Genomic DNA, 18229 nt, shown 5'->3' with positions numbered 1-18229 from the left:
CCATTTTTAGAAAAAACTTAGTTGCGCCTAAAACAACTTTATCTGCCTTGGAGACAGGCCTTCATAGTCAATCCCCAACATTTCTTGAAATTCCTTCGCATTCCCTGCCGCATCCCCGCCTGAGTTGTTATTGAAAAGCACAATAATCTCTCTCGACTCTTTTTTCAAAGCAAGTATTCGTTTTTTCCATTCTAAGAGTTCATCCCGATTATATTTATATAAATAGCGAACCTCCCGCCAATTGGCATCATTCGGCTTATTCCAACCATACAGATTTCGCCCATGCATCCGAACCAATGTCCTATTAGCATTCGTCACAATGGGAACAATCGGAATTGATCCATTCCCTGCTTGTGGTTCATCAGCGATCGCGTGAATCCACCCTTCCTGTTTCATAAAACTCAGCGTGTTAGTCCGATAGGCATGGCTGAACCAAGATTGATTCCTAAATTCCAATGCGACCGGAATATCCTCCATCATTTTCTTGCAATAACGCAAATAATCCACATTTTCCTTCCGACAATCAAACCAAGGCGGAAATTGAAATAACACCATCGCTAGTTTATTTGTTTCTTGATAAGGGTGCAAAGATTCTTTAAAGGCCTGAAACATCTCCGCTTTCGTTTCAAAAGGGGGCTCCTCTCCACGCAAATGTCCCGTCATCCCTTGATAAGCCTTCACGACAAATCGAAAATTTTTTGGTGTTTTCCTTACCCACTTGGCAGCATTTCGAACTGGCTGAACCGCATAAAAGGAAGCATCCACCTCCACAACCGGAAAATGACTGCTATATTCCGCTAATTTATCCTTTGCTTTCATATGTGCTGGATATAAGCTATCATGATCTCCCCAGCCCGTTACACCGATGTAAATCAAAACAATCTCCCTCCTTTCATTATTTTACCATATGGATCAGGTGGACTTTAAGCGTTTTACAGATGGCTCCGAACTTCCTTAAGAGATGTGAAAAATTCAGTCTATTTCAAATATATGATATACTAATAGAAATAAGCAGATTACGAGGGGGATTCGGAATGTATGACAAAGGGAAAAAAGAGGTTTCCGGTCATGATTTGCTAAAAGAAAAGAATCTGACGTATGAAGATTATGCTTCCATTGATGATGGACTTCGTTATGAATTAGCAGACGGCCAACTAGAATTAATGAGCCCTGGAGCTTCTGTTACCCATCAGATGCTAAGCTTTGAAATGCAGAAAGTAATCGCCAAAAGTTGTGAATCCGAGTATTTGATTTTATGTGCACCACTAGATGTGATCTTAGCCCCAAAAGAGGTAAGGCAACCTGATTTAATTCTTGTGCACCGTCAGCGTATGAATATTATTAAGAAACATGGGATCGAGGGGCCCCCAGATCTTGTCGTCGAAATCTTGTCCCCCTCCAGTATTAAGCGGGACAAAATGGATAAATTAGAAACCTATGCCCTCTATCAAATTCCTGAATATTGGATTGTAGAGCCGCAAACGGGGATTTTAGAAGCCTATATCCTGCAAGGAAAGCAGTACAAGCTTGCCAATATTTTTCTGGAAGACGAAATTGTAACCTCTCCCCATATCCCTTGCCTATCCTTTACGATGGCAGAAATCATGGACAAAATTCCAGATTTAGAGGATGAGTAAGCGTGTGCTTGTTCAAACAAGCCAAATACGAATTTTGCAAAAACGAGTATTTTTTGATAAAATACGGATCATACTTTTCGATAGGCGATGGAGTTCGCTAAACTAGCGGAAACGCTAATGACTCCTACCAGACTTTTATCTGGTAGGAATCTGTTTTATTTTTGGTGATCCTATAAATGAGGTGAGAGTAGTGAAATATTGGGTTGTGGGAATAGCAGGGATGATCGGTGCTTCTTTACGCTATGTGATAGGGATTTCCTTTCAATATTGGTGGCTATACGATTTTCCGCTTGCAACCTTTGTAACAAATATGGCTGGGAGTTTTATGTTAGGATGGGTGACCCTCTTTTTTCCGCGCCTGAAGTTTCTACATCCCTATCTGGTTACAGCACTTGGCGCAGGGTTAATTGGCTCCTTTACAACCTTTTCTACCTTTAGTGTGGAAACCATTGAATTAATGACAAGCCAAAAATGGGGAATCGCTTTTCTTTATATCCTTCTTAGTTTATGGGGTGGACTTTTTTTTTCATGGCTTGGTTATCGATTAGGAGCCGCTGATTCTGCGATCAAAGGGAGGATGCGGAAATGATTCTACCGATCTTGCTCGTCGCAATCGGAGGATTTTTTGGAGCGATCGCCCGGTTTTGGGTGAGTAGTTTGATCAAAACTCAGTATCCAATTGCTACGCTCGTTGTCAATTTAACAGGCTCCTTTTTACTGGGCCTTATCATCGGCGCTAATCTGGAAAATTCTCTTCAACTCCTATTTGGAACAGGATTCATGGGGGCCTTTACGACCTTTTCCACGTTCAAATTAGAGAATATACAGCTCTTTAAAGAGAAAAAATGGGATATACTCGTTTTATATCTAGCCCTCTCTTATACCCTTGGCATTTTCCTAGCTTTTATTGGGATCAAAATAGGCGCTTCATTTTAAAATTCTAGAAAAAAGCAGTTGCCGAAGTTTGGGAGAGAATTGCTGATCTTCAGGGCACAATTGCTGATCTTTCTAGTAGGATTGCTGAGCTTACGGGCACAATTGCTGATCTTTTTAGTGGAATTGCTGAACTTACGGGGGCAATTGCTGATCTTTCTAGTAGAATTGCTGAACTTACGGGGGCAATTGCTGTACTTTCCAGTGGGATGGCTGATCTATTATATGGAGTTCGGAAGCTTGGTGTCGAATGGTCATCCTTCGAGGATGGAGCAAAAAAATCAGCGGGGGCCATCCCACTGATTTTTCCGAGGAACACCAACCAGTATGGACTGAAGAGCTCTAGCGAAAAGAGAGAGATTGCTGAGAACTCAGGAAACATATAGGCGGCAAAAAACGTCCAATTTATCCTTTGGGTAAATTCTTCCATACAAAAATAGCCCTCACTTTATAGGAGTGGGGAAGCTATTTTCTTTTTTTTATGAATAAGGGCTAAGCCTACTCTATAGCGATGACAATTCCTTTTTTACTTGTTCCCGGAATTTCTCATCTGTAAGGAACTTTAACTGAAAAGCATTGATGTTTTTAGATAGCTTAGCCTGCTCGATTGTGCTTAAATCATTGGCAAAAAAGGCTAATTCCGTCTGATTCCCTTCCTTATCTGTCGCATACATGGACATCGTCAGTACAAATGCAGTGGATCCACCCTTTTGCCCAGCATGAGCAAGCCATTCCTGATTACTTGGTTTCGTCATTAATCCTTCCATAATAGGATCAAGTTCATCATACACGCTTGCGGTATGAAATCAGTCTCGAATGGGCTTATTTACCCTGAACAAATGGTTTCCCAGGATCACAGTCTGGTGCAGGCTGATTGGTTGCTTCCGCCACTTTGATAAGGTAATAGCATTCTTCTCTATACATATGATCAGCCATTAAAGCCGAAAAAGAACCGAGTGCCTCTTTGCTTAATCCCATTTCCTCTAATTCTTCTAAAAAGCCCATAAACAATTTCATTTCAAGCGAAACATCTGTATTCATTCTATCTAGGGCAGGGAAGGATGAAAGATTCGTTTTCAAAAAGCTAGCCATTTCCACTGCTTTTAGATAAAATTCTTCAAAATGCTTCGTATAAAGGTCGCTTTTTTCCTTTACTCGTTTTTCTATGCGGTCAAGATTTCCGGAAATCGCTCCAGCATGCCCCGCTGCATCCAATAGCCAGACTAAATGATGATGCAATTCATGAAAGATAGGTGGAACTTCCGACTTTTTTAAGTACTCTAATACACGAAGATACTCTTCCACCTCATTGACCATATGATTAATAAAGCTTGGGGTCAGATTAATCGTGATCCCCCCTACTAATTGCCTTTCAATGATGGTTAATTTAAACGCTCGAATTTTTTGCGCTTCTTCATCAGCTTTCCTACTTAATTGAACCAAATCAGCCGTATTCACCTGACTAAGCAGTTGCTCAAAGATCTGAATAAATTCATTCGCTTTTTTGATATCTTCTTTTTCATTAGGTGCTAGCGTATCATGCAGAAACTGAGCGTGTTCCCCAAGAACTCGCAGCCAAAAACGATGTTCAAATCGAGCCGCACTTTGAAAATCCGTCGCCATTTATATTCCCCTCCCAATTTTCCCCTTATATATAAGAATATCGAGCGAAAAGCAGGAATATGTCTGCCAAACGGGAATTTTCCAGATCCCCCTGCAGGCTTTGGTCTGTTCATTTTAACAGAACAGGCTTGATATGTTTTCTACATCTTTTTGCCAACTTAGCTGATGAAAGCTTTTAAGATCCTTTTGAAGCTTGCATTAAACGGTCATATTCTTCATCTATTAATCCCTCATCCAAACGCTCAAATAAAGGCTCGATAAACAGGATCCGCTTAGGTAAATCACGCTGAGCACGCCATTCGCTTTGTTCCAGTTGTAGCATTTGGCGGATTTTCTCAGCGGAAAACGGTAAAAACGGGTGTAAAAGCTGAGCAAGATTGCAAATGATATACATACATGTGGCCATAGTAGTCGATGCAGAGAATTTATCCTGCTTCACTTGAAGCCAAGGCTGCTCCTGATCAAAATACTTATTGGCCTGACGAATATAATTAAAAATATCCTCTAATGCCTGTTTAAAATGCCCCGCTTCTATTTGCTCGCCAACCCTTTCATATAGGTCCTCTGTAACCTTCTGAATGGCTTCATTCACCTCTCCTTTTGGAACCCTATTTTCAAAAAACTTTTCCAGAAATTTCAGCGTACGATTGATAAAATTTCCATATGCTCCGAGCAATTCACCATTATGACTATAGATAAATTCTCTCCACGAAAAATCGGTATCACGATTCTCAGGGGCATTGATTGTTAAAAAATAGCGAATCGAATCTGAGTCATAGCGTGACAAAATATACGGCGCCCATACAGCCCAATTTTGACTTGTCGATAGCTTCCGTTTCTCCAATGTTAAATACTCATTCGAGATAATATGCGTAGGTAAAGGAGATTGCCGCAATCCTAAAAGAATGGATGGCCAAATCACCGTGTGAAAAGGGATATTATCCTTCCCATGAACATAATAAGCAATGGTGTCTTCCTTCCACCACTCTTCTATTTGTTCACCATGCTGTTTTGCCCATTCCATGCTTGCGGTTAAATACCCTGCAACAGCCTCAATCCAAACATAAATCTTTTTATTTTCAAAACCGGCTATTGGAACAGCGACTCCATTGGGCAAATCTCGCGTAACGGCACGGTCAGGTACGCCTTCCTTTAAATATCTCTCCGTTAAATCTATCGCATTTTCACGCCAGCTATTATGCTGTTTCGCTTGATTGACCCACGCTTCCAAGGCTTGTTGAAATTGACTAAACGAAAAATAAAAATGCTCGGTTTCTTTAATAATAGGTTCGTTTCCGCAAATTTTACAACGCTTATCGATTAAAACAAGTGGATCTAATAGCGTCGAACAATTATCACATTGATCCCCTCTTGCTTTAGCCCCGCAATTCGGACAAACCCCCTCAACAAAACGATCCGGCAAAAATTGTTGATCCGTCTCACAATAAGCCTGCTCAATTGATTTTTTATAAAGATAGCCGTTTTCAAGGAGCTTTAAAAATATTTCCTGAACAGATTGATGATGATGTGTCGCGTCTGTTCGAGTATACAAATCGTACGTAAAGCCAAGCTTTTGAAAGCATTCTACAAATTCCCTATGAAAATGGTTGGCGATTTCTTCTATCGTTGTATTTTCCTGATTGGCCCGAATCGAAATCGGTGTGCCATTACAATCACTTCCTGAAACATACAGAACCTTTTCCCCTTTTTGTCGATAGTACCTAGCTAAGATATCGCCGGGAAGTAAAGCGGCGATATGCCCTAAATGTAAGGAGCCATTCGCATAGGGCCATGCCCCACCAATCAATACCGTCATGTTCCATTCCTCCTAATTTTTTTGGTCAATAAAAAACGCCCTAATCACTACGATTAGGACGATTGCACTCGTGTTACCACCTATATTCACAAACAGCTCACACTATTTGCCTCACTCAGTACGCCTTACCGGGATACTGCTGCCGTTGTAACGAGTGCCATTCTCGTCGCAGCCTACTTGCGAAACGCTTTCGGTACGAAGCTCAAAGGTCATTTTCAAAAGGGTTCATTTACTTCATTTCCACCATCAGAAGCTCTCTAGCAAACACTGCCCTTTTTACTTTTCCTTCTCAAAGCTTTTATTTATGAAGGTTATTGTAATACTTTTGAAAATCAAATGCAAGTTGGGTTTTGAACGAAAACAGACTGAATCATTTCAATCAGCACGGATTTTCATTCATCTATAACTCCAATTCCCCTAATACTTAGAGTTGGGACATACCCGTTCCTTTCCCATGGAAGGAATATGCGAAACCGGTCACTTTCTTCCCCTATTTCGGCTGGGCAAATCGCATTCTACATAATGACCAATAAAAAGTCGTCGTTTGAACCTTTTCGCCCATCTCCCATAAGTTATCGACCAAACGCAATTCCACATTCCTTTTAAATAGTTCCGCAAACAAATCGGATACGATCCATTTATGGAGTGGAACATGACTCGTTTCACTCATATGAAATAACCGCATGGCTTTGCCTCCTTTAGAATTGATTTTTTGCCTTAGGTGGATTGGGTTCTTTGCACTCATTTTAATTTCTTCGGGTTAATCTCTATTTCTTCGTTTTAATTTCAATTTCTTCGTATTAACACCGATTCTTCATCCGCTTTACGCCGATCCATTCTCTTAAACAACCATTTTACAAAAGGAGGCACAGCGAAAAAGATAAAAAAGGTACGGAAGAGCTGATAGCCTGAAACGATGTATAAATCGGCGTGAATGGCGTGTGCAATGATCCCCATCTGGTCCATGCCACCTGGCGCCAAGCTTAACAAACCGGTGGCCTTTGAAACAGGTTGAATGATCGTTAACAACCATCCCAAGCCAATCCCGCCGATGACGAGCATGAGCCCACTTCCGATGGCAATGCATAAGCTTTTGAATTTATGAGGCATGTCATTCGGCCGAAGCAGTAGCCCAACATAAGTTCCAATCATCAGCTGCGCTAGATTAATCAGGGCTGAAGGCAAAAGGGGACCCTCCATGCCAAAAGCTTGTAGAACCGCCGTGCCAATCGCCGGTCCAATTAAATAAGCAGTCGGCATTTTGATTTTGATACAGATGAAGGCCATACCTACACAAACAATCGCAAATAAAAGTAGATTCGGAAATAAGTGGGCCCAACTTACGGATGTGGCGGCAGGTAAATCAATAGCCTCCTGTTCGCTCCCTCCCGCTTCACGAAAAATCGGCAGCATCACAATCAAGGGTGTTGCGACAATAATCATCAGCAGGCGTATCACCTGAGTCATCGTCACAACCCCAAGATTGATCCCCTTTGTTTCTTCCGCCAAGATTAAAACTTGTGAAAGCCCGCCTGGTATACTCGCTAATAAGGCTGTTTGATAATCACTATTGGAGATTTTAGAGACAACATAGGCAATAACCGAACAAAACAATAGCAATAACACCGTCATCAACAGCATATAAGGAATTTGACGCCCCATTTCGTGTAGTGCAGACGAAGTCATCGACAAGCCAATCGTATAGCCCACAATGATCATACCCGAATTTCGAATCGAATTGGGCCACACCAATTGCCAATGTAAGAGATTAATGGCCAATAATACGGAAATCATCGGCCCCAATAACCACGGAACAGGGATATGTAGGAACTGAAATACCCCACCGCCAATTGCGGCTATCAAAAACGTAAAAATCATTTTTTTAAATTGCATATAAAATAGTAACCCTTCTTTCAACTACACCTATCAATGTCCTACTACTCTGGAACATGAATAATCTTTCTTTCTACTATACAGGAATTTTATTTAGAATGTGCTTCTAAAGGCTTCTTTTACTTTTTTATCAGCTAACAACTGCAGCAAATAATTCCTAGTGATTATTTTTACCCTTTCGAATCATCTCACCGACGGATCATGTTCCTTCATCTTGGCAGGATTGAATTAAAGGTAAGAAACTCCACTCAAGCAATCATGATGGTTTTAGACGGATTTTAATCATTTCCTTGAATGCACTTAATGATTGTTATAAAATATAACAAATTGTATTTCTGCTATACCATTACTATTATAGAAGGAGTGAAGCTAATGATTACAAATAAGACATTTCTCCAGCCCACTCCTTTATATTTATTTTCTATCTGGAGCCAAAGTATTTAACTTTGGCTCCTTTATTTTTTTCTGGGAGGAATGAAAAATGGTTAAGTACAAAAGAGTGTTAATAAAATTAAGCGGAGGTGCTTTAGCAAGCAAAGACGGTGAAAGTTTTGGCATGGATACTTTAGAACACATTACGAATGAGATTATTTCGTTAACAGAAATGGATGTTGAGGTTTCTGTAGTTGTTGGAGGAGGAAATATTTTCCGTGGTCACTTGGCTAGTCAACGGGGCATCGATCGAGTGGAAGCTGATAATATTGGCACGTTAGGCACGATTATAAATAGCTTAATGCTTAGAGGCGTATTAAAAGCCAAGACTAAAAAAGAAGTACGAGTGATGACATCTGTTCCTGTTCCATCCGTAGCAGAACCTTATATACGATTGAAGGCAATGCACCATCTAGACAAAGGGTATATCGTAGTTTTCGGAGGGGGAAATGGCCAACCCTTTGTTACAACAGATTATCCAAGCGTTCAGCGTGCAGTTGAAATGAATTGTGATGCCCTTTTTGTAGCGAAACAAGGCATAAATGGGGTTTACACCTCGGACCCAAATATTGATCGAAATGCTAGAATGTATAAACAATTGAACTACAATGATGTCATTCAGAATAATATTAAAGTGATGGACCAATCGGCACTCTTGCTTGCGAGAGACTTTGACTTACCCGTTCATATATTTGATTTTAATGAGTCAGGATTAATGGGGAGACTGTCTTCAGGTGAACAGATAGGAACTTTAATTAGCAAAGGCAAAACATTGTTCATGGAAGAATAGAATTTATTAAAGTAACCCCGTTAGTCGTTTCAAATGATGAAAAAACAGTTTCCAGACAATCCAAAAGGCTACAGGCCAGTGCCTTTGTATTGCCAATCCGAGCTTTATTTCTGTTAAAGGGGCCACAGAAAATGCGGCCCCTTCGTTTTGGATTTCCGCTAAGCGGAAATCACCTCATATTTTGTGTTCACTGTTCATTCAGCCTCCTTTCCGAAATTCTATCGGTCCGACATCCTTATTAACTCACGAAACCTCCCCCAACAACAAGTGAAAGAACGAATTTAATCAATCTTTACCGGCGTCCCTATTCATGTCAACATCCATATTTTCATACGTTTTAATTTGCCTGTTTAAAAAGCACCCATTTTTATTTAGGAGTATCGACTTATAAGCGAAATCGATTTTTAATCATCCTAGCTACTTCTACAGCACTTAGTTCTGTATTATCGATTCGTAAATAATGTTCTTCTTTTATTTCTCCATCTTCTGAATTTAACCGAAGCGTGTCCATACTACTCAATAAGTGTTCTTCAGACTGTTTGATATTTCGTTTTGTTGGCTTTTGTTCGAGCCGATTCGGTGTTTGATTACGTTTGAGCCTTTCTTCCACATCTGCTTCTAGCTCAACGAAGTATATTTCAGCACCTTCAGAACGAAAGATATTGCAGATTTTCTCAACAAATTCCCAATCCCCTATTTTATTGAAAGCCCATACAAATGTAAAGATCATGCCATACTGATCACTTTGGGAAAATGTTTTAAAAACCTCTTCACGGAATAAGGTCGATAATCTCCACATCTCTGCAGTAAATCCAAAAAAAGGTTCGAGTAAATCAATGGTCATATGATTATGGAATAGTTTTAACTCAGTGATCTTTGCTAACTCTTGCCCTACTGTCATCTTCCCGACAGCTTGGGGGCCAAATAATAAAACAAATTTCAATAGACTCACTCCTACTCAGAATCAAACGATTTCATAAAGCAACGGAAGATAATAATGTGGTAAAGCTGCCCACTGGTGACCTTAAACAGGTTTAGTTCCACATGCTAATAGAAAAATCATCATCGCATATGAATCAGGATTCGTTAACAAATTTTCGAATGCCTTTTCAATACTTTGAAAATCACTTTTAGATAGGTAACCTTTTTTATAGAATGGTTCAAATCTTTTGGGATTAAATTGCTCTTTAAAACCCTCTATGCCAACTAAATCACTGTGGACAGAGATGGCATCCATTTCAATATTAGAAAATCCTGTTGATTCAAGTAATCGGGGTAAGCTACGTCCTATTTCACGATTCCCCCCTGCTTTCCCTTGCATAGCAATGAACTTATCAATAATAGAATGGAAATGGTCTATTTTGGGTTCAACTGCACCAAAGATCCCATCATCTAAGTCAATGATTACCAACTTTCCACCTGGTTTTAATACTCTAAAAATCTCTAAAGCAGCTTTCAAAGGTTCGTATAGATGAAGAAAAACTAAACGTGCGATAACAAAATCGTATTCATTATCAGGAAGGCCTGTATCATACACAGAGGCTTGTATAAATTCAACATTTGTATCGGATGCCTTATTTAATCGTTGTTTTGCTTTGACTAACAAATTTTCATCTATATCTAATGCTGAAATTTTGCTTTTTGGTAAGCTATCAACAAGTTTCTCGGTAATAAATCCGGGCCCACACCCAACTTCTAACACCTTCATCCCATCAGACAGTCCAAACCACTTAAGGTGCCTAAATTCTTTTTCCCAGCCCATCAATGCTTGCACCTGAAGACGCTCGACCTCCGCTTCCATACCAATATTGGAACGGGATATATTATAAGTCGAATTAAATTGATTCATTTGCTCGAACTCCTTTATTGTTATCATTATACTGGAGATTATTATCCCATCCCTAACTAATTAATGGATGAAAGAATTTTCAATACCCGACTCTAAAATTAGGCCATGTGAAAAAAATTTTTTTAGTTTACAAGTTGAATTTATGGAGGAACACCCTTTAATAAAAAGCGGTTTAAGTGACTATCGAGACAAATTCTATTTTTAAGGGAACTATTAAAAAATTCTCTGGCATGGCGATTCCAAATTCCTAGTTATTATGCAATTCTAGGATTTGATATGAAATCCCCTCTGACACTTTACACTCTCCCTTTGTTACATTATGATACCATAACTGAAACTTCTGATAAAATAGATCCAGTTTTTGAGGTAAGTCTATCTTCCAACTACGTTTTTTATTTTCTCCCTTTTCCATTAGTCAGTGTTTACAAGCTGAGACATTGATACGAAAACAGAGCGGTATCAATAGCGAGGGACCTTTTAGGCGAAGGCCACTTCTACCTTGCCTTCTTCGCGAGCGATTTCTAGGCAGGTTTTGATAAATTTTAAAATTGCCTTTTGCTGCCAATCAAAGATTTCCCCTTTTCTGTTTTGATATAAAAAGGCATGCTCCCCTAATTGCATAAATCTTTCTAAAGCTTCTTCTACTTGCGAGGGTGACAGCATAATAGTCGCTCCAATGCCACTCACTCCCCCATTATATTGGTGCGCATCAAACAAATCGTAAAACAAAGGTGCATAGGTGTCCCCCATAGTAAAACGTACATGCTGCAAGATTTGCCCTCTTTGGTCATATGAATATATATCGTGACTCACTTTATCATTCCTCCGTTAAAAATTTATTTTCGTTTGGAAAATGTTTGTTTGTAGAAAATTGTAGGAGTTTTCATAGATGAATAGGCTTTCATTTTTTGGAGAATAAAACGAAGGTAAGACAGGAAGATAGACCTAGTTAGATTTTTACATATTACGCTAGTTGGAGTCAAATAAAAATTTCGACATTTTTCGACCTGCACTCGAGCTTTACACAGGAGCTAACCAAGTATTTCCCGAGAAGTGATATACGTATACGCCCATTCCAAGCGTACCATTGCGCTTGGAATGGGCGTTTTTGCATCGTCCTAAAAGAAGCTTTTTAAAGCCCCGGAATATAGATCGTCATTTCCCTTCCATCGATTGTACTTTGAAAAGCATACACAGGTTGATAATAACCTTTGGAATCCAAATAATAGCTTACATCAACTTGATCAATATGTAAGGTTTCGAGCTTATTATCCTCGGGGTAGTATTTAAATTTCTATGTGCTTTGTCCGCCGTTAAGGGAATTTATTCGTCGTTAGACCGAGTTTATTCGCCGTCGCTATGCTTTTGTTCGTCGTGGGACACTATTTATTCGTCGTCATGCTCAAGCTGCCCCTTGTTGCTTTGATATTTACTTTTGATTAATAAAGTTTAACAAGTAATCTAACGGTAATACGTATTTTCGATCTATAAACAAAATCGTAGTTGAATCATCTTTGCTACCTCTGCCGCACTCAGTTTCGTATTATCCACTCGCAAATAGTTTTCCTCTGTTATTTCTCCCGCTTCTGAATTTAATCGAAGCGTATCCATACTGCTCAATAAATTTTCTTCTAATTGTTTAATATTTCGTTTGGTCGACTTTTGTTCCAATCGATTCGGTGTTTGATTCCGTTTAAGCCTTTCTTCTACACTTGGCTCAAGCTCAACGAAGTATATATCTGTCCCTTCTGAACGAAAAATACAAGAGATTTTTTCGAAAAATTCCCAATCCGATTCTTTATTGAAGGCCCATCCAAATGTGAAGTTCATCTCATACTGTTCACCTTTACAAATGCTTTAAAAACCTCCATTTTCCGACTTTACCTTTTGAAGATGGAGTAACTCTTGAATGAAGAATGTAACACTTGTATAAACAGCAAGAAAACTTGAACAGGAATAATCCTAATCAAGTTTTCTCGTTTTATAGCTGATCAGCTATCACTTTATTCTTTTAAGGCAATACTCTCTTCTGAAAAAAATTCATTTAATGCTTGTTTATTCTCTTCAAGATCGATGCTTAAGACTGCGCCAACATCGACATTCTGATCTGTAAATGAATCTGGTATAGGGATGCGTATTTTATCCATTTCTTCTGCCTTGTTGGTTATAATATCTTTTCCCATTGTAAATAAAATACGTTTATCTATATTTGTGTCCACATAAGATGCTACAGTACCAACAATTTTCGGAAGCTGAACAATATTATGGGCAGTAACAGCTTCATCTAAAACCTTGGCTAACACCTCTTGTTGTCGTTCAACTCGTCCAAAATCATTATATTGGTCTTTCCTAAATCGTACATAACCTAATAGTTCATCTCCATCTAACAATTGCTTACCAGGATGCAATGTCATACCAATACCGGTCGACATTTCTTTTTCTATATCCACTTCTATTCCATCTGGTGCAAGCAAATCAACTAGTTTCGGAAAGCCGGTAAAATTAACAACCGCATAATAATTTATATCTAAATCGAAATTATGTTTGATTGTTTTTCTAACTAACTCAGGTCCTCCAAATGAATAAGCCGAATTTAATTTTTGCATTCCGTAACCAGGAATATCTACATATGTATCCCGCATGAGTGATGCTAACTTAATTTGGTGAGTGTTTTGATTATAGTATCCAATCATTAAAGCATCAGAACGACCTTGTTCCCCTTTTCGAGCATCACTACCGATCAAGAGAATCTTAATTTCTCCAAACTTCACCTCCTCTCCTTGAAAAGGTTCCTGCTTAGTTTCTACCAAGTCACCTATTTCTTGATCATCTGCATTACTCGCTAATCCTTTTTGATATTCGTTAACACTATACATAATCAAGAACAAAACTAAAAAGCTAGTGAATAGGCATAATCCTATCATTGCTTTTTTTAATCTTGATTTTTTAGTCTTAGCTCTCAAATCATCCCCTCCTTTAAAACTCTCCTAATCTTTTTGCGACCATTTGCACAGCTAATGCATCATCAATATAACCAACAGGAAATATATAATCCGGTATCACGTCAACCGGCATAATAAAATATAAAAGGACGCTACCCATTAAAATTAATTCCGCAGAAGAAGCTCTTTTTAGACGGAATTTCTCAAAAAATCCATTTAAATATTTAATGAATGGTCCCACACTATCTACTTTCTTAATTTTTTGTTCAAAGCCTGATAATATTTCTTCTTCTCCATCAGAGGTTTGCACAAAGGTAGCATATTCCTTTAATTTTCGCTCGATGTTTTCCTCAGAAAGTTCAGCGATAGATGGCTCAAGTGAATGTTGAATATTTTCAATGTGCTCACTAAGCTCTGATTCAACTTTTTCTTCGCTAATCGGATAACCCGCAGCCTCTAAAAGCTTATTCATGGAAATATTTAAATGAAGAGAAAATTGGTGTAGATGTTCAAGCGTAGCATTTCGCTTTCCATTAATGATTCTCGATATAGTGGCCGTATCAATTGCAGTTCGTTCACTTAATTTTCTCATGGAAAGGCATTCTTTCTCTAATAAACTCTTTAAAAGCACGCCTAATTGATCATTTCCAGTTTGATTTTTCTTCATTGGTATACTCCCTTCTGAAAACTTATTTATCTCGCAGTAAACTATACAAAAACGTTGGCATTTTGTCAACACCCAGACCTGAGCTATTTAAAGGTCAGGCCCGAGCTTCTAACCTTCTAAACTTGCACCGATTTTTTATTTATAAAAAAAATAACACGGCGACAAAAATTAATAAGATGCCACTTATGAAAGTTCCGAATTCACCTAAAGTAAACCGACCTATGCGGACATTCATTAATTTGAAGCCCCAAGTCACCCCAGCCCAAATCGCAAAAAAGCTTCCAGCAGCTGCTAAAAATGAAATAAGGATTGGAGAAATCCCTAAAAGCCCTGCCCCTACCCCATTTGTGAGGGCATTAGCTGATAGAGCAACTCCTAAAATAATAGACTCTCCAGTGCCGATATAAGAAGAATCCTGGAGACCAACACTTTTGTTTAATGAATATGTTGTTTTTGGCGAATTAGTTGGTTTCGCCAATAAAATAATACGGATTCCAATTATCGCTAGTATTACAGCCCCTAAGATAGTTGGCAACCCACCATGTAGTATATGTGCGATCCAAATGCCAAAGTAAATTCCAACCACACTAAACAAAAAGCAAATTAAGGCAATGATACAATTGGAATAGGTGCTTATACGAATACCGCGTATACCATATGACAAACCTACTCCTAGATTATCAATACTGGATGAGATTGTTAGTAAAGCAATAATTAACCATGTTGACATACAATTTAAAGCACCCCTTTAACCATTTGCTTTATTGTACTATGTTTGTTGCTTATTGGCATCTTGTCTAAAAAAATTTGTTGGCGAATTGACAACAATAATTTTCAGACCAAACCTCTATCCAAAACCCTCCTCAATAAAATAGGTCAACGTCCACTTCAACATGAAAATAACCTAGAAATACTTACCTTTGAACAAAGGACAAGCGCCTTTTAATAAATAGGATGAACGGCTAAAAGCGCGACGACAATCGCCACGCCGTTATGACCTACATCCTGTAGGCCTCCGACAAGCAAATGTTCTGGAACCTATGAAGGGCGATCTTTCCCTTCATCGCAAAGTTGTTTAACCCGATATAACCAGCGCTAAGTTTCTCTAAAATAGGAAATGCCTATCACTTGTACCGAACTTTCCATTATTAATCTCGAAATTCCAGGGATTGTTATGTTCGATCCCTACTTTTGGGAAGCCCTTTGGAGACTAGTGCCCAATTGATACACACTTGCTTGTCATCATAAGTTTTTTTCAAGTATAATTTTCGGATCACCTGGTTTATCCGTATCTATCCCGAACTACATCAAAGCCATATTTGATATTCAAAATAAGCATGTTTCGCCATTTATTTTTTGTCTTAGTTTGGATAAGCTTATACCCTTTATCTTTTATGTACAAATGTTGCTCCTCCATTAGTTTAGAAGCAACCCCTTGACTCCTATGATGTTCATCAACGCCTCCAAGCCAACTGTAAAAAATGTCCGGGTTTATTTCATAACCAATTTTATACCCTACAACTTTTCCTTTTTTGCATCCTACAGTAAAAAGAAGTTTTGGCTTAGCTTTTGCCTTGCTCATGAATGTGTCGGAATCTTTGAAAATTGTTTCATGTAGACTTAGAATCTGATTAAGTAACTGCTGATCAGGAAAGCCAGCAATATTTACACACTTCAAAGTCATCCCTCCTTGAAAAAGATTCACTTAATCTAGTAACTTTATTGTGATTGCCACTGTCTTCTCTTTTTCTGGAGTATATATTTTATAAGTCTGATTAACCATTTCGTCAATTGAATCACCAACAGCATCCAAATCGCTTGCAGGAATGCTTTCGTACATTTCTTTAAATGTTGGATACTGCCTTAACCCGATAACCTCAACCACTAACGTCTCATGACTGTCTGGAAGTTTTGTAAATTTTATCGTGTCCCCTATGTTTAATTTTCTCCTTTTTTCATCGTATAACCTTACTTCCACCGTCTTTCTGCCCGAATTCATTGAATTATAAGGTGATTCATAAAGTCCCATTTTATGTTCCATTACCTTCACTCCCATTCATTTCTTATTAAATAAACCTGCCCCATTACTTCAAGTTCTTCCTTGATTTCTCTTTTATATTCTATTTATGATAAAAACTTTACGAATTTTCTATTCCCACTCCTAATAACCTTCCCATTGGAAAGTAGTAAGTTAGGTCGCACGAGTGGAGCCAAGCCAATTTACTATGAAGTCGAATAACTCTACTGAAAATGTGTGCTGACAAGGTGTAGATGGCAAAGTTCCAATAATTTTTTCAACAATCATTTCGGTATTATCTGACTCAATAAAACAAACAAGATCTGGATTGAGTGATCTCAAAGCATTAAAGTAACGTTTTTGGGGTTCAATCATTCTTAGGTTCATTTCAAAACCACTACGTCGTCTGGTGTTATCACCATTTTTCCTTTTTCTTAATTCAACTTCGTCTGTATATAGCACAAAATATTTATCTGGAAAACCGATAGTACGATTTAATAGTTGCTTTCGGTAAAATTCAGTGACAAACTCTAATGATTGTCCACCAAATAAGGTAAAATCAAACACCCAGTTGTACCAAAGTGGTTGAAAAAGGTCGATATCAATAACTATAAAAGGATAGCTAGATGATTTCCTCTGCGCAATCGTCCATCTTTCAACTTGCTTCTCGAAAAACCATTCTGGGTACATCGGTTCTGGCGATTTCCACAACGCATTTACTTCAGGTATCCAGTATCCTCCATAATTCATAGCAAGTTTTGAGGATGTAGTAGTTTTTCCAACTGCACTGGCCCCATCAATACTTATAATCGTCATAGTTTTCCTCCCTGAAAGTTCAATACCTTATGTTTCAAGACAAGGGTTTTGATATTTCGCCAAAAACAGTATGCTTAACATTCATTGTTGTAGAAATAATGTCGATAATAACAGCGTGTAATTCATCACCCTGTCCAGGATTTATTGAAAGTGTTTCTCCTATCTCCTCATACCATTTTCCCGACATCTTCGGTGATTCGTGAATATGTCCATGTAAAGAAAGAATAGGCTTTTCTATCATTATTTTTTGTCTTATCGCTTTGCTTCCAGCAGTTTGTTTATTTCTAAGTAAATCTAATACCCCACCACTTGGCGGAACATGTGTAACCCATATCGATTTAGCAATGGAAAAGGATTTTATCTCCTCTTCTATACTCGGTAAGGTATTCAAAAAATCACTTAATACTTTTTGAGATTTTCCGTTTTGATTTAAAACATAGCCAGATTCTAATAAAACAGAATCATTTGTAAGATCTCGCCGTTCAAAGTTTTTTAATTTAAAAGGACTTGGTGTCACTAACGGAAAACCGAAAATGGGTATTCTCGAACCGATATAGTGTGGCTTATTGCTCAAAAACTGATACCTTTGTGACCGTCAAGTAGAATGTTACAATTTTCGATAATTTATTTTTTACACTTTTTCAGTGAAAATCGTAGCTCGATGTTTCATTCGGTAGCTATCTCCATTTAAGTGAATGACTTCTGCCCGATGGATAATTCTATCCAAAATGGCTGTCGTTATCGCTGGATCCCCCAATAACTCACCCCACTCCTTTGGAGCTTTATTTGAGGTCAAGATAATAGAGGAACGGTT

General features: G+C 38.4%; 23 protein-coding genes, 1 riboswitch and 1 other annotated feature. Of the genes, 5 read left to right on the top strand and 18 right to left on the bottom strand.

Annotated elements, in window-relative coordinates:
- Window positions 1-27 precede the first annotated feature (27 nt).
- Window positions 28-876, bottom strand: coding sequence for a DUF72 domain-containing protein (locus MUB24_RS14270; protein ID WP_244705214.1), 849 nt, complete (start codon window positions 874-876; stop codon window positions 28-30).
- A 158-nt stretch (window positions 877-1034) separates the two neighbouring features.
- Here MUB24_RS14270 and MUB24_RS14265 point away from each other — a divergent pair, with 158 nt between their 5' ends.
- From MUB24_RS14265 to MUB24_RS14250, 4 genes are all read left to right on the top strand, one after another.
- Window positions 1035-1637, top strand: coding sequence for a Uma2 family endonuclease (locus MUB24_RS14265; protein ID WP_244705212.1), 603 nt, complete (start codon window positions 1035-1037; stop codon window positions 1635-1637).
- A 74-nt stretch (window positions 1638-1711) separates the two neighbouring features.
- Window positions 1712-1771: riboswitch (Fluoride riboswitch) on the top strand.
- Window positions 1772-1827: 56 nt separating this feature from the next.
- Entirely contained in the window at window positions 1828-2226 is a 399-nt protein-coding gene (gene crcB, locus MUB24_RS14260; protein ID WP_244705210.1) for a fluoride efflux transporter CrcB, read from the top strand.
- Window positions 2226-2573: a fluoride efflux transporter CrcB gene (gene crcB / locus MUB24_RS14255; RefSeq protein ID WP_244705294.1), complete on the top strand. Its 348-nt coding sequence runs from the start codon at window positions 2226-2228 to the stop codon at window positions 2571-2573. The genes crcB (MUB24_RS14260) and crcB (MUB24_RS14255) overlap by 1 nt, the downstream gene beginning before the upstream one ends.
- Window positions 2574-2591: 18 nt before the next feature.
- A complete protein-coding gene (locus MUB24_RS14250) occupies window positions 2592-2873 on the top strand; it encodes a hypothetical protein (RefSeq protein WP_244705209.1) in 282 nt (93 codons plus the stop codon).
- Window positions 2874-3073: 200 nt separating this feature from the next.
- Here the strand turns inward: MUB24_RS14250 and MUB24_RS14245 are convergent, their stop codons facing one another.
- From MUB24_RS14245 to MUB24_RS14225, 5 genes are all read right to left on the bottom strand, one after another.
- Window positions 3074-3325 carry a hypothetical protein gene (locus tag MUB24_RS14245; protein ID WP_244705207.1) on the bottom strand — a complete coding sequence of 84 codons (252 nt, stop codon included), beginning with the start codon at window positions 3323-3325 and terminating at the stop codon, window positions 3074-3076.
- A gap of 67 nt (window positions 3326-3392) precedes the next feature.
- The gene (locus tag MUB24_RS14240; RefSeq protein WP_244705205.1) at window positions 3393-4193 is read right to left on the bottom strand and encodes a DUF2935 domain-containing protein; all 801 of its coding nucleotides are present in this window, start codon (window positions 4191-4193) and stop codon (window positions 3393-3395) included.
- Window positions 4194-4368: 175 nt separating this feature from the next.
- Window positions 4369-6009, bottom strand: coding sequence for a methionine--tRNA ligase (gene metG / locus MUB24_RS14235; RefSeq protein ID WP_244705203.1), 1641 nt, complete (start codon window positions 6007-6009; stop codon window positions 4369-4371).
- A 51-nt stretch (window positions 6010-6060) separates the two neighbouring features.
- Window positions 6061-6311: a binding site (T-box leader), on the bottom strand.
- A gap of 188 nt (window positions 6312-6499) precedes the next feature.
- Window positions 6500-6694, bottom strand: a complete 195-nt coding sequence (locus MUB24_RS14230) for a DUF6886 family protein (RefSeq protein ID WP_244705201.1) — start codon at window positions 6692-6694, stop codon at window positions 6500-6502.
- Window positions 6695-6795: 101 nt separating this feature from the next.
- The gene (locus MUB24_RS14225) at window positions 6796-7902 is read right to left on the bottom strand and encodes an AbrB family transcriptional regulator (protein WP_244705199.1); all 1107 of its coding nucleotides are present in this window, start codon (window positions 7900-7902) and stop codon (window positions 6796-6798) included.
- Between the two features lie 481 nt (window positions 7903-8383).
- Here MUB24_RS14225 and pyrH point away from each other — a divergent pair, with 481 nt between their 5' ends.
- Entirely contained in the window at window positions 8384-9124 is a 741-nt protein-coding gene (gene pyrH / locus MUB24_RS14220; RefSeq protein ID WP_244705197.1) for a UMP kinase, read from the top strand.
- Between the two features lie 385 nt (window positions 9125-9509).
- On the opposite strand, the gene MUB24_RS14215 is transcribed toward pyrH, so the two are convergent.
- The 12 genes from MUB24_RS14215 to MUB24_RS14160 all read right to left on the bottom strand — a co-directional run.
- Window positions 9510-10067, bottom strand: coding sequence for an AAA family ATPase (locus MUB24_RS14215; protein WP_244705195.1), 558 nt, complete (start codon window positions 10065-10067; stop codon window positions 9510-9512).
- 81 nt (window positions 10068-10148) lie between these two features.
- On the bottom strand, window positions 10149-10973 hold the full coding sequence (locus MUB24_RS14210) for a class I SAM-dependent methyltransferase (protein ID WP_244705193.1): 825 nt from the start codon (window positions 10971-10973) through the stop codon (window positions 10149-10151).
- A 477-nt stretch (window positions 10974-11450) separates the two neighbouring features.
- A complete protein-coding gene (locus MUB24_RS14205; protein WP_244705191.1) occupies window positions 11451-11786 on the bottom strand; it encodes a hypothetical protein in 336 nt (111 codons plus the stop codon).
- Between the two features lie 672 nt (window positions 11787-12458).
- Window positions 12459-12803 carry a hypothetical protein gene (locus tag MUB24_RS14200; protein ID WP_244705190.1) on the bottom strand — a complete coding sequence of 115 codons (345 nt, stop codon included), beginning with the start codon at window positions 12801-12803 and terminating at the stop codon, window positions 12459-12461.
- A 173-nt stretch (window positions 12804-12976) separates the two neighbouring features.
- On the bottom strand, window positions 12977-13936 hold the full coding sequence (locus MUB24_RS14195; protein ID WP_244705188.1) for an LCP family protein: 960 nt from the start codon (window positions 13934-13936) through the stop codon (window positions 12977-12979).
- Between the two features lie 13 nt (window positions 13937-13949).
- Window positions 13950-14582, bottom strand: a complete 633-nt coding sequence (locus tag MUB24_RS14190; protein ID WP_244705186.1) for a DUF1232 domain-containing protein — start codon at window positions 14580-14582, stop codon at window positions 13950-13952.
- Window positions 14583-14721: 139 nt separating this feature from the next.
- Complete coding sequence (locus MUB24_RS14185) at window positions 14722-15312, bottom strand: manganese efflux pump (protein WP_244705184.1); 591 nt, start codon at window positions 15310-15312, stop codon at window positions 14722-14724.
- Between the two features lie 552 nt (window positions 15313-15864).
- The gene (locus MUB24_RS14180) at window positions 15865-16260 is read right to left on the bottom strand and encodes a GNAT family N-acetyltransferase (RefSeq protein ID WP_313898452.1); all 396 of its coding nucleotides are present in this window, start codon (window positions 16258-16260) and stop codon (window positions 15865-15867) included.
- Between the two features lie 27 nt (window positions 16261-16287).
- Window positions 16288-16623: an ASCH domain-containing protein gene (locus tag MUB24_RS14175; RefSeq protein ID WP_244705182.1), complete on the bottom strand. Its 336-nt coding sequence runs from the start codon at window positions 16621-16623 to the stop codon at window positions 16288-16290.
- Between the two features lie 150 nt (window positions 16624-16773).
- Window positions 16774-17415 carry a hypothetical protein gene (locus MUB24_RS14170; protein ID WP_244705180.1) on the bottom strand — a complete coding sequence of 214 codons (642 nt, stop codon included), beginning with the start codon at window positions 17413-17415 and terminating at the stop codon, window positions 16774-16776.
- Between the two features lie 34 nt (window positions 17416-17449).
- Window positions 17450-17989, bottom strand: a complete 540-nt coding sequence (locus MUB24_RS14165; RefSeq protein WP_244705178.1) for a metallophosphoesterase family protein — start codon at window positions 17987-17989, stop codon at window positions 17450-17452.
- 57 nt (window positions 17990-18046) lie between these two features.
- A partial coding sequence (locus tag MUB24_RS14160; RefSeq protein WP_244705176.1) for an ATP-binding protein occupies window positions 18047-18229 on the bottom strand: 183 nt, incomplete at its 5' end.

Source organism: Lederbergia sp. NSJ-179, from assembly GCF_022867885.1.
In the GTDB taxonomy this organism is placed as follows: domain Bacteria; phylum Bacillota; class Bacilli; order Bacillales; family Bacillaceae_C; genus Lederbergia.
The sequence above is the reverse complement of the archived record's forward strand: the minus strand, read 5'-3'. Positions and strand labels throughout refer to the sequence as shown.

Bases quoted from the DNA above. Each gene is read 5' to 3' on its own strand.
- MUB24_RS14185 (WP_244705184.1), bottom strand. From the start codon at position 15,312: ATGTCAACATGGTTAATTATTGCTTTACTAACAATCTCATCCAGTATT.
- MUB24_RS14170 (WP_244705180.1), bottom strand. From the start codon at position 17,415: ATGACGATTATAAGTATTGATGGGGCCAGTGCAGTTGGAAAAACTACT.
- MUB24_RS14175 (WP_244705182.1), bottom strand. From the start codon at position 16,623: ATGGAACATAAAATGGGACTTTATGAATCACCTTATAATTCAATGAAT.
- MUB24_RS14200 (WP_244705190.1), bottom strand. From the start codon at position 12,803: ATGAACTTCACATTTGGATGGGCCTTCAATAAAGAATCGGATTGGGAA.
- MUB24_RS14265 (WP_244705212.1), top strand. From the start codon at position 1,035: ATGTATGACAAAGGGAAAAAAGAGGTTTCCGGTCATGATTTGCTAAAA.
- MUB24_RS14225 (WP_244705199.1), bottom strand. From the start codon at position 7,902: ATGCAATTTAAAAAAATGATTTTTACGTTTTTGATAGCCGCAATTGGC.
- MUB24_RS14230 (WP_244705201.1), bottom strand. From the start codon at position 6,694: ATGCGGTTATTTCATATGAGTGAAACGAGTCATGTTCCACTCCATAAA.
- MUB24_RS14210 (WP_244705193.1), bottom strand. From the start codon at position 10,973: ATGAATCAATTTAATTCGACTTATAATATATCCCGTTCCAATATTGGT.
- MUB24_RS14240 (WP_244705205.1), bottom strand. From the start codon at position 4,193: ATGGCGACGGATTTTCAAAGTGCGGCTCGATTTGAACATCGTTTTTGG.
- pyrH (WP_244705197.1), top strand. From the start codon at position 8,384: ATGGTTAAGTACAAAAGAGTGTTAATAAAATTAAGCGGAGGTGCTTTA.
- MUB24_RS14190 (WP_244705186.1), bottom strand. From the start codon at position 14,582: ATGAAGAAAAATCAAACTGGAAATGATCAATTAGGCGTGCTTTTAAAG.
- MUB24_RS14245 (WP_244705207.1), bottom strand. From the start codon at position 3,325: ATGACGAAACCAAGTAATCAGGAATGGCTTGCTCATGCTGGGCAAAAG.
- metG (WP_244705203.1), bottom strand. From the start codon at position 6,009: ATGACGGTATTGATTGGTGGGGCATGGCCCTATGCGAATGGCTCCTTA.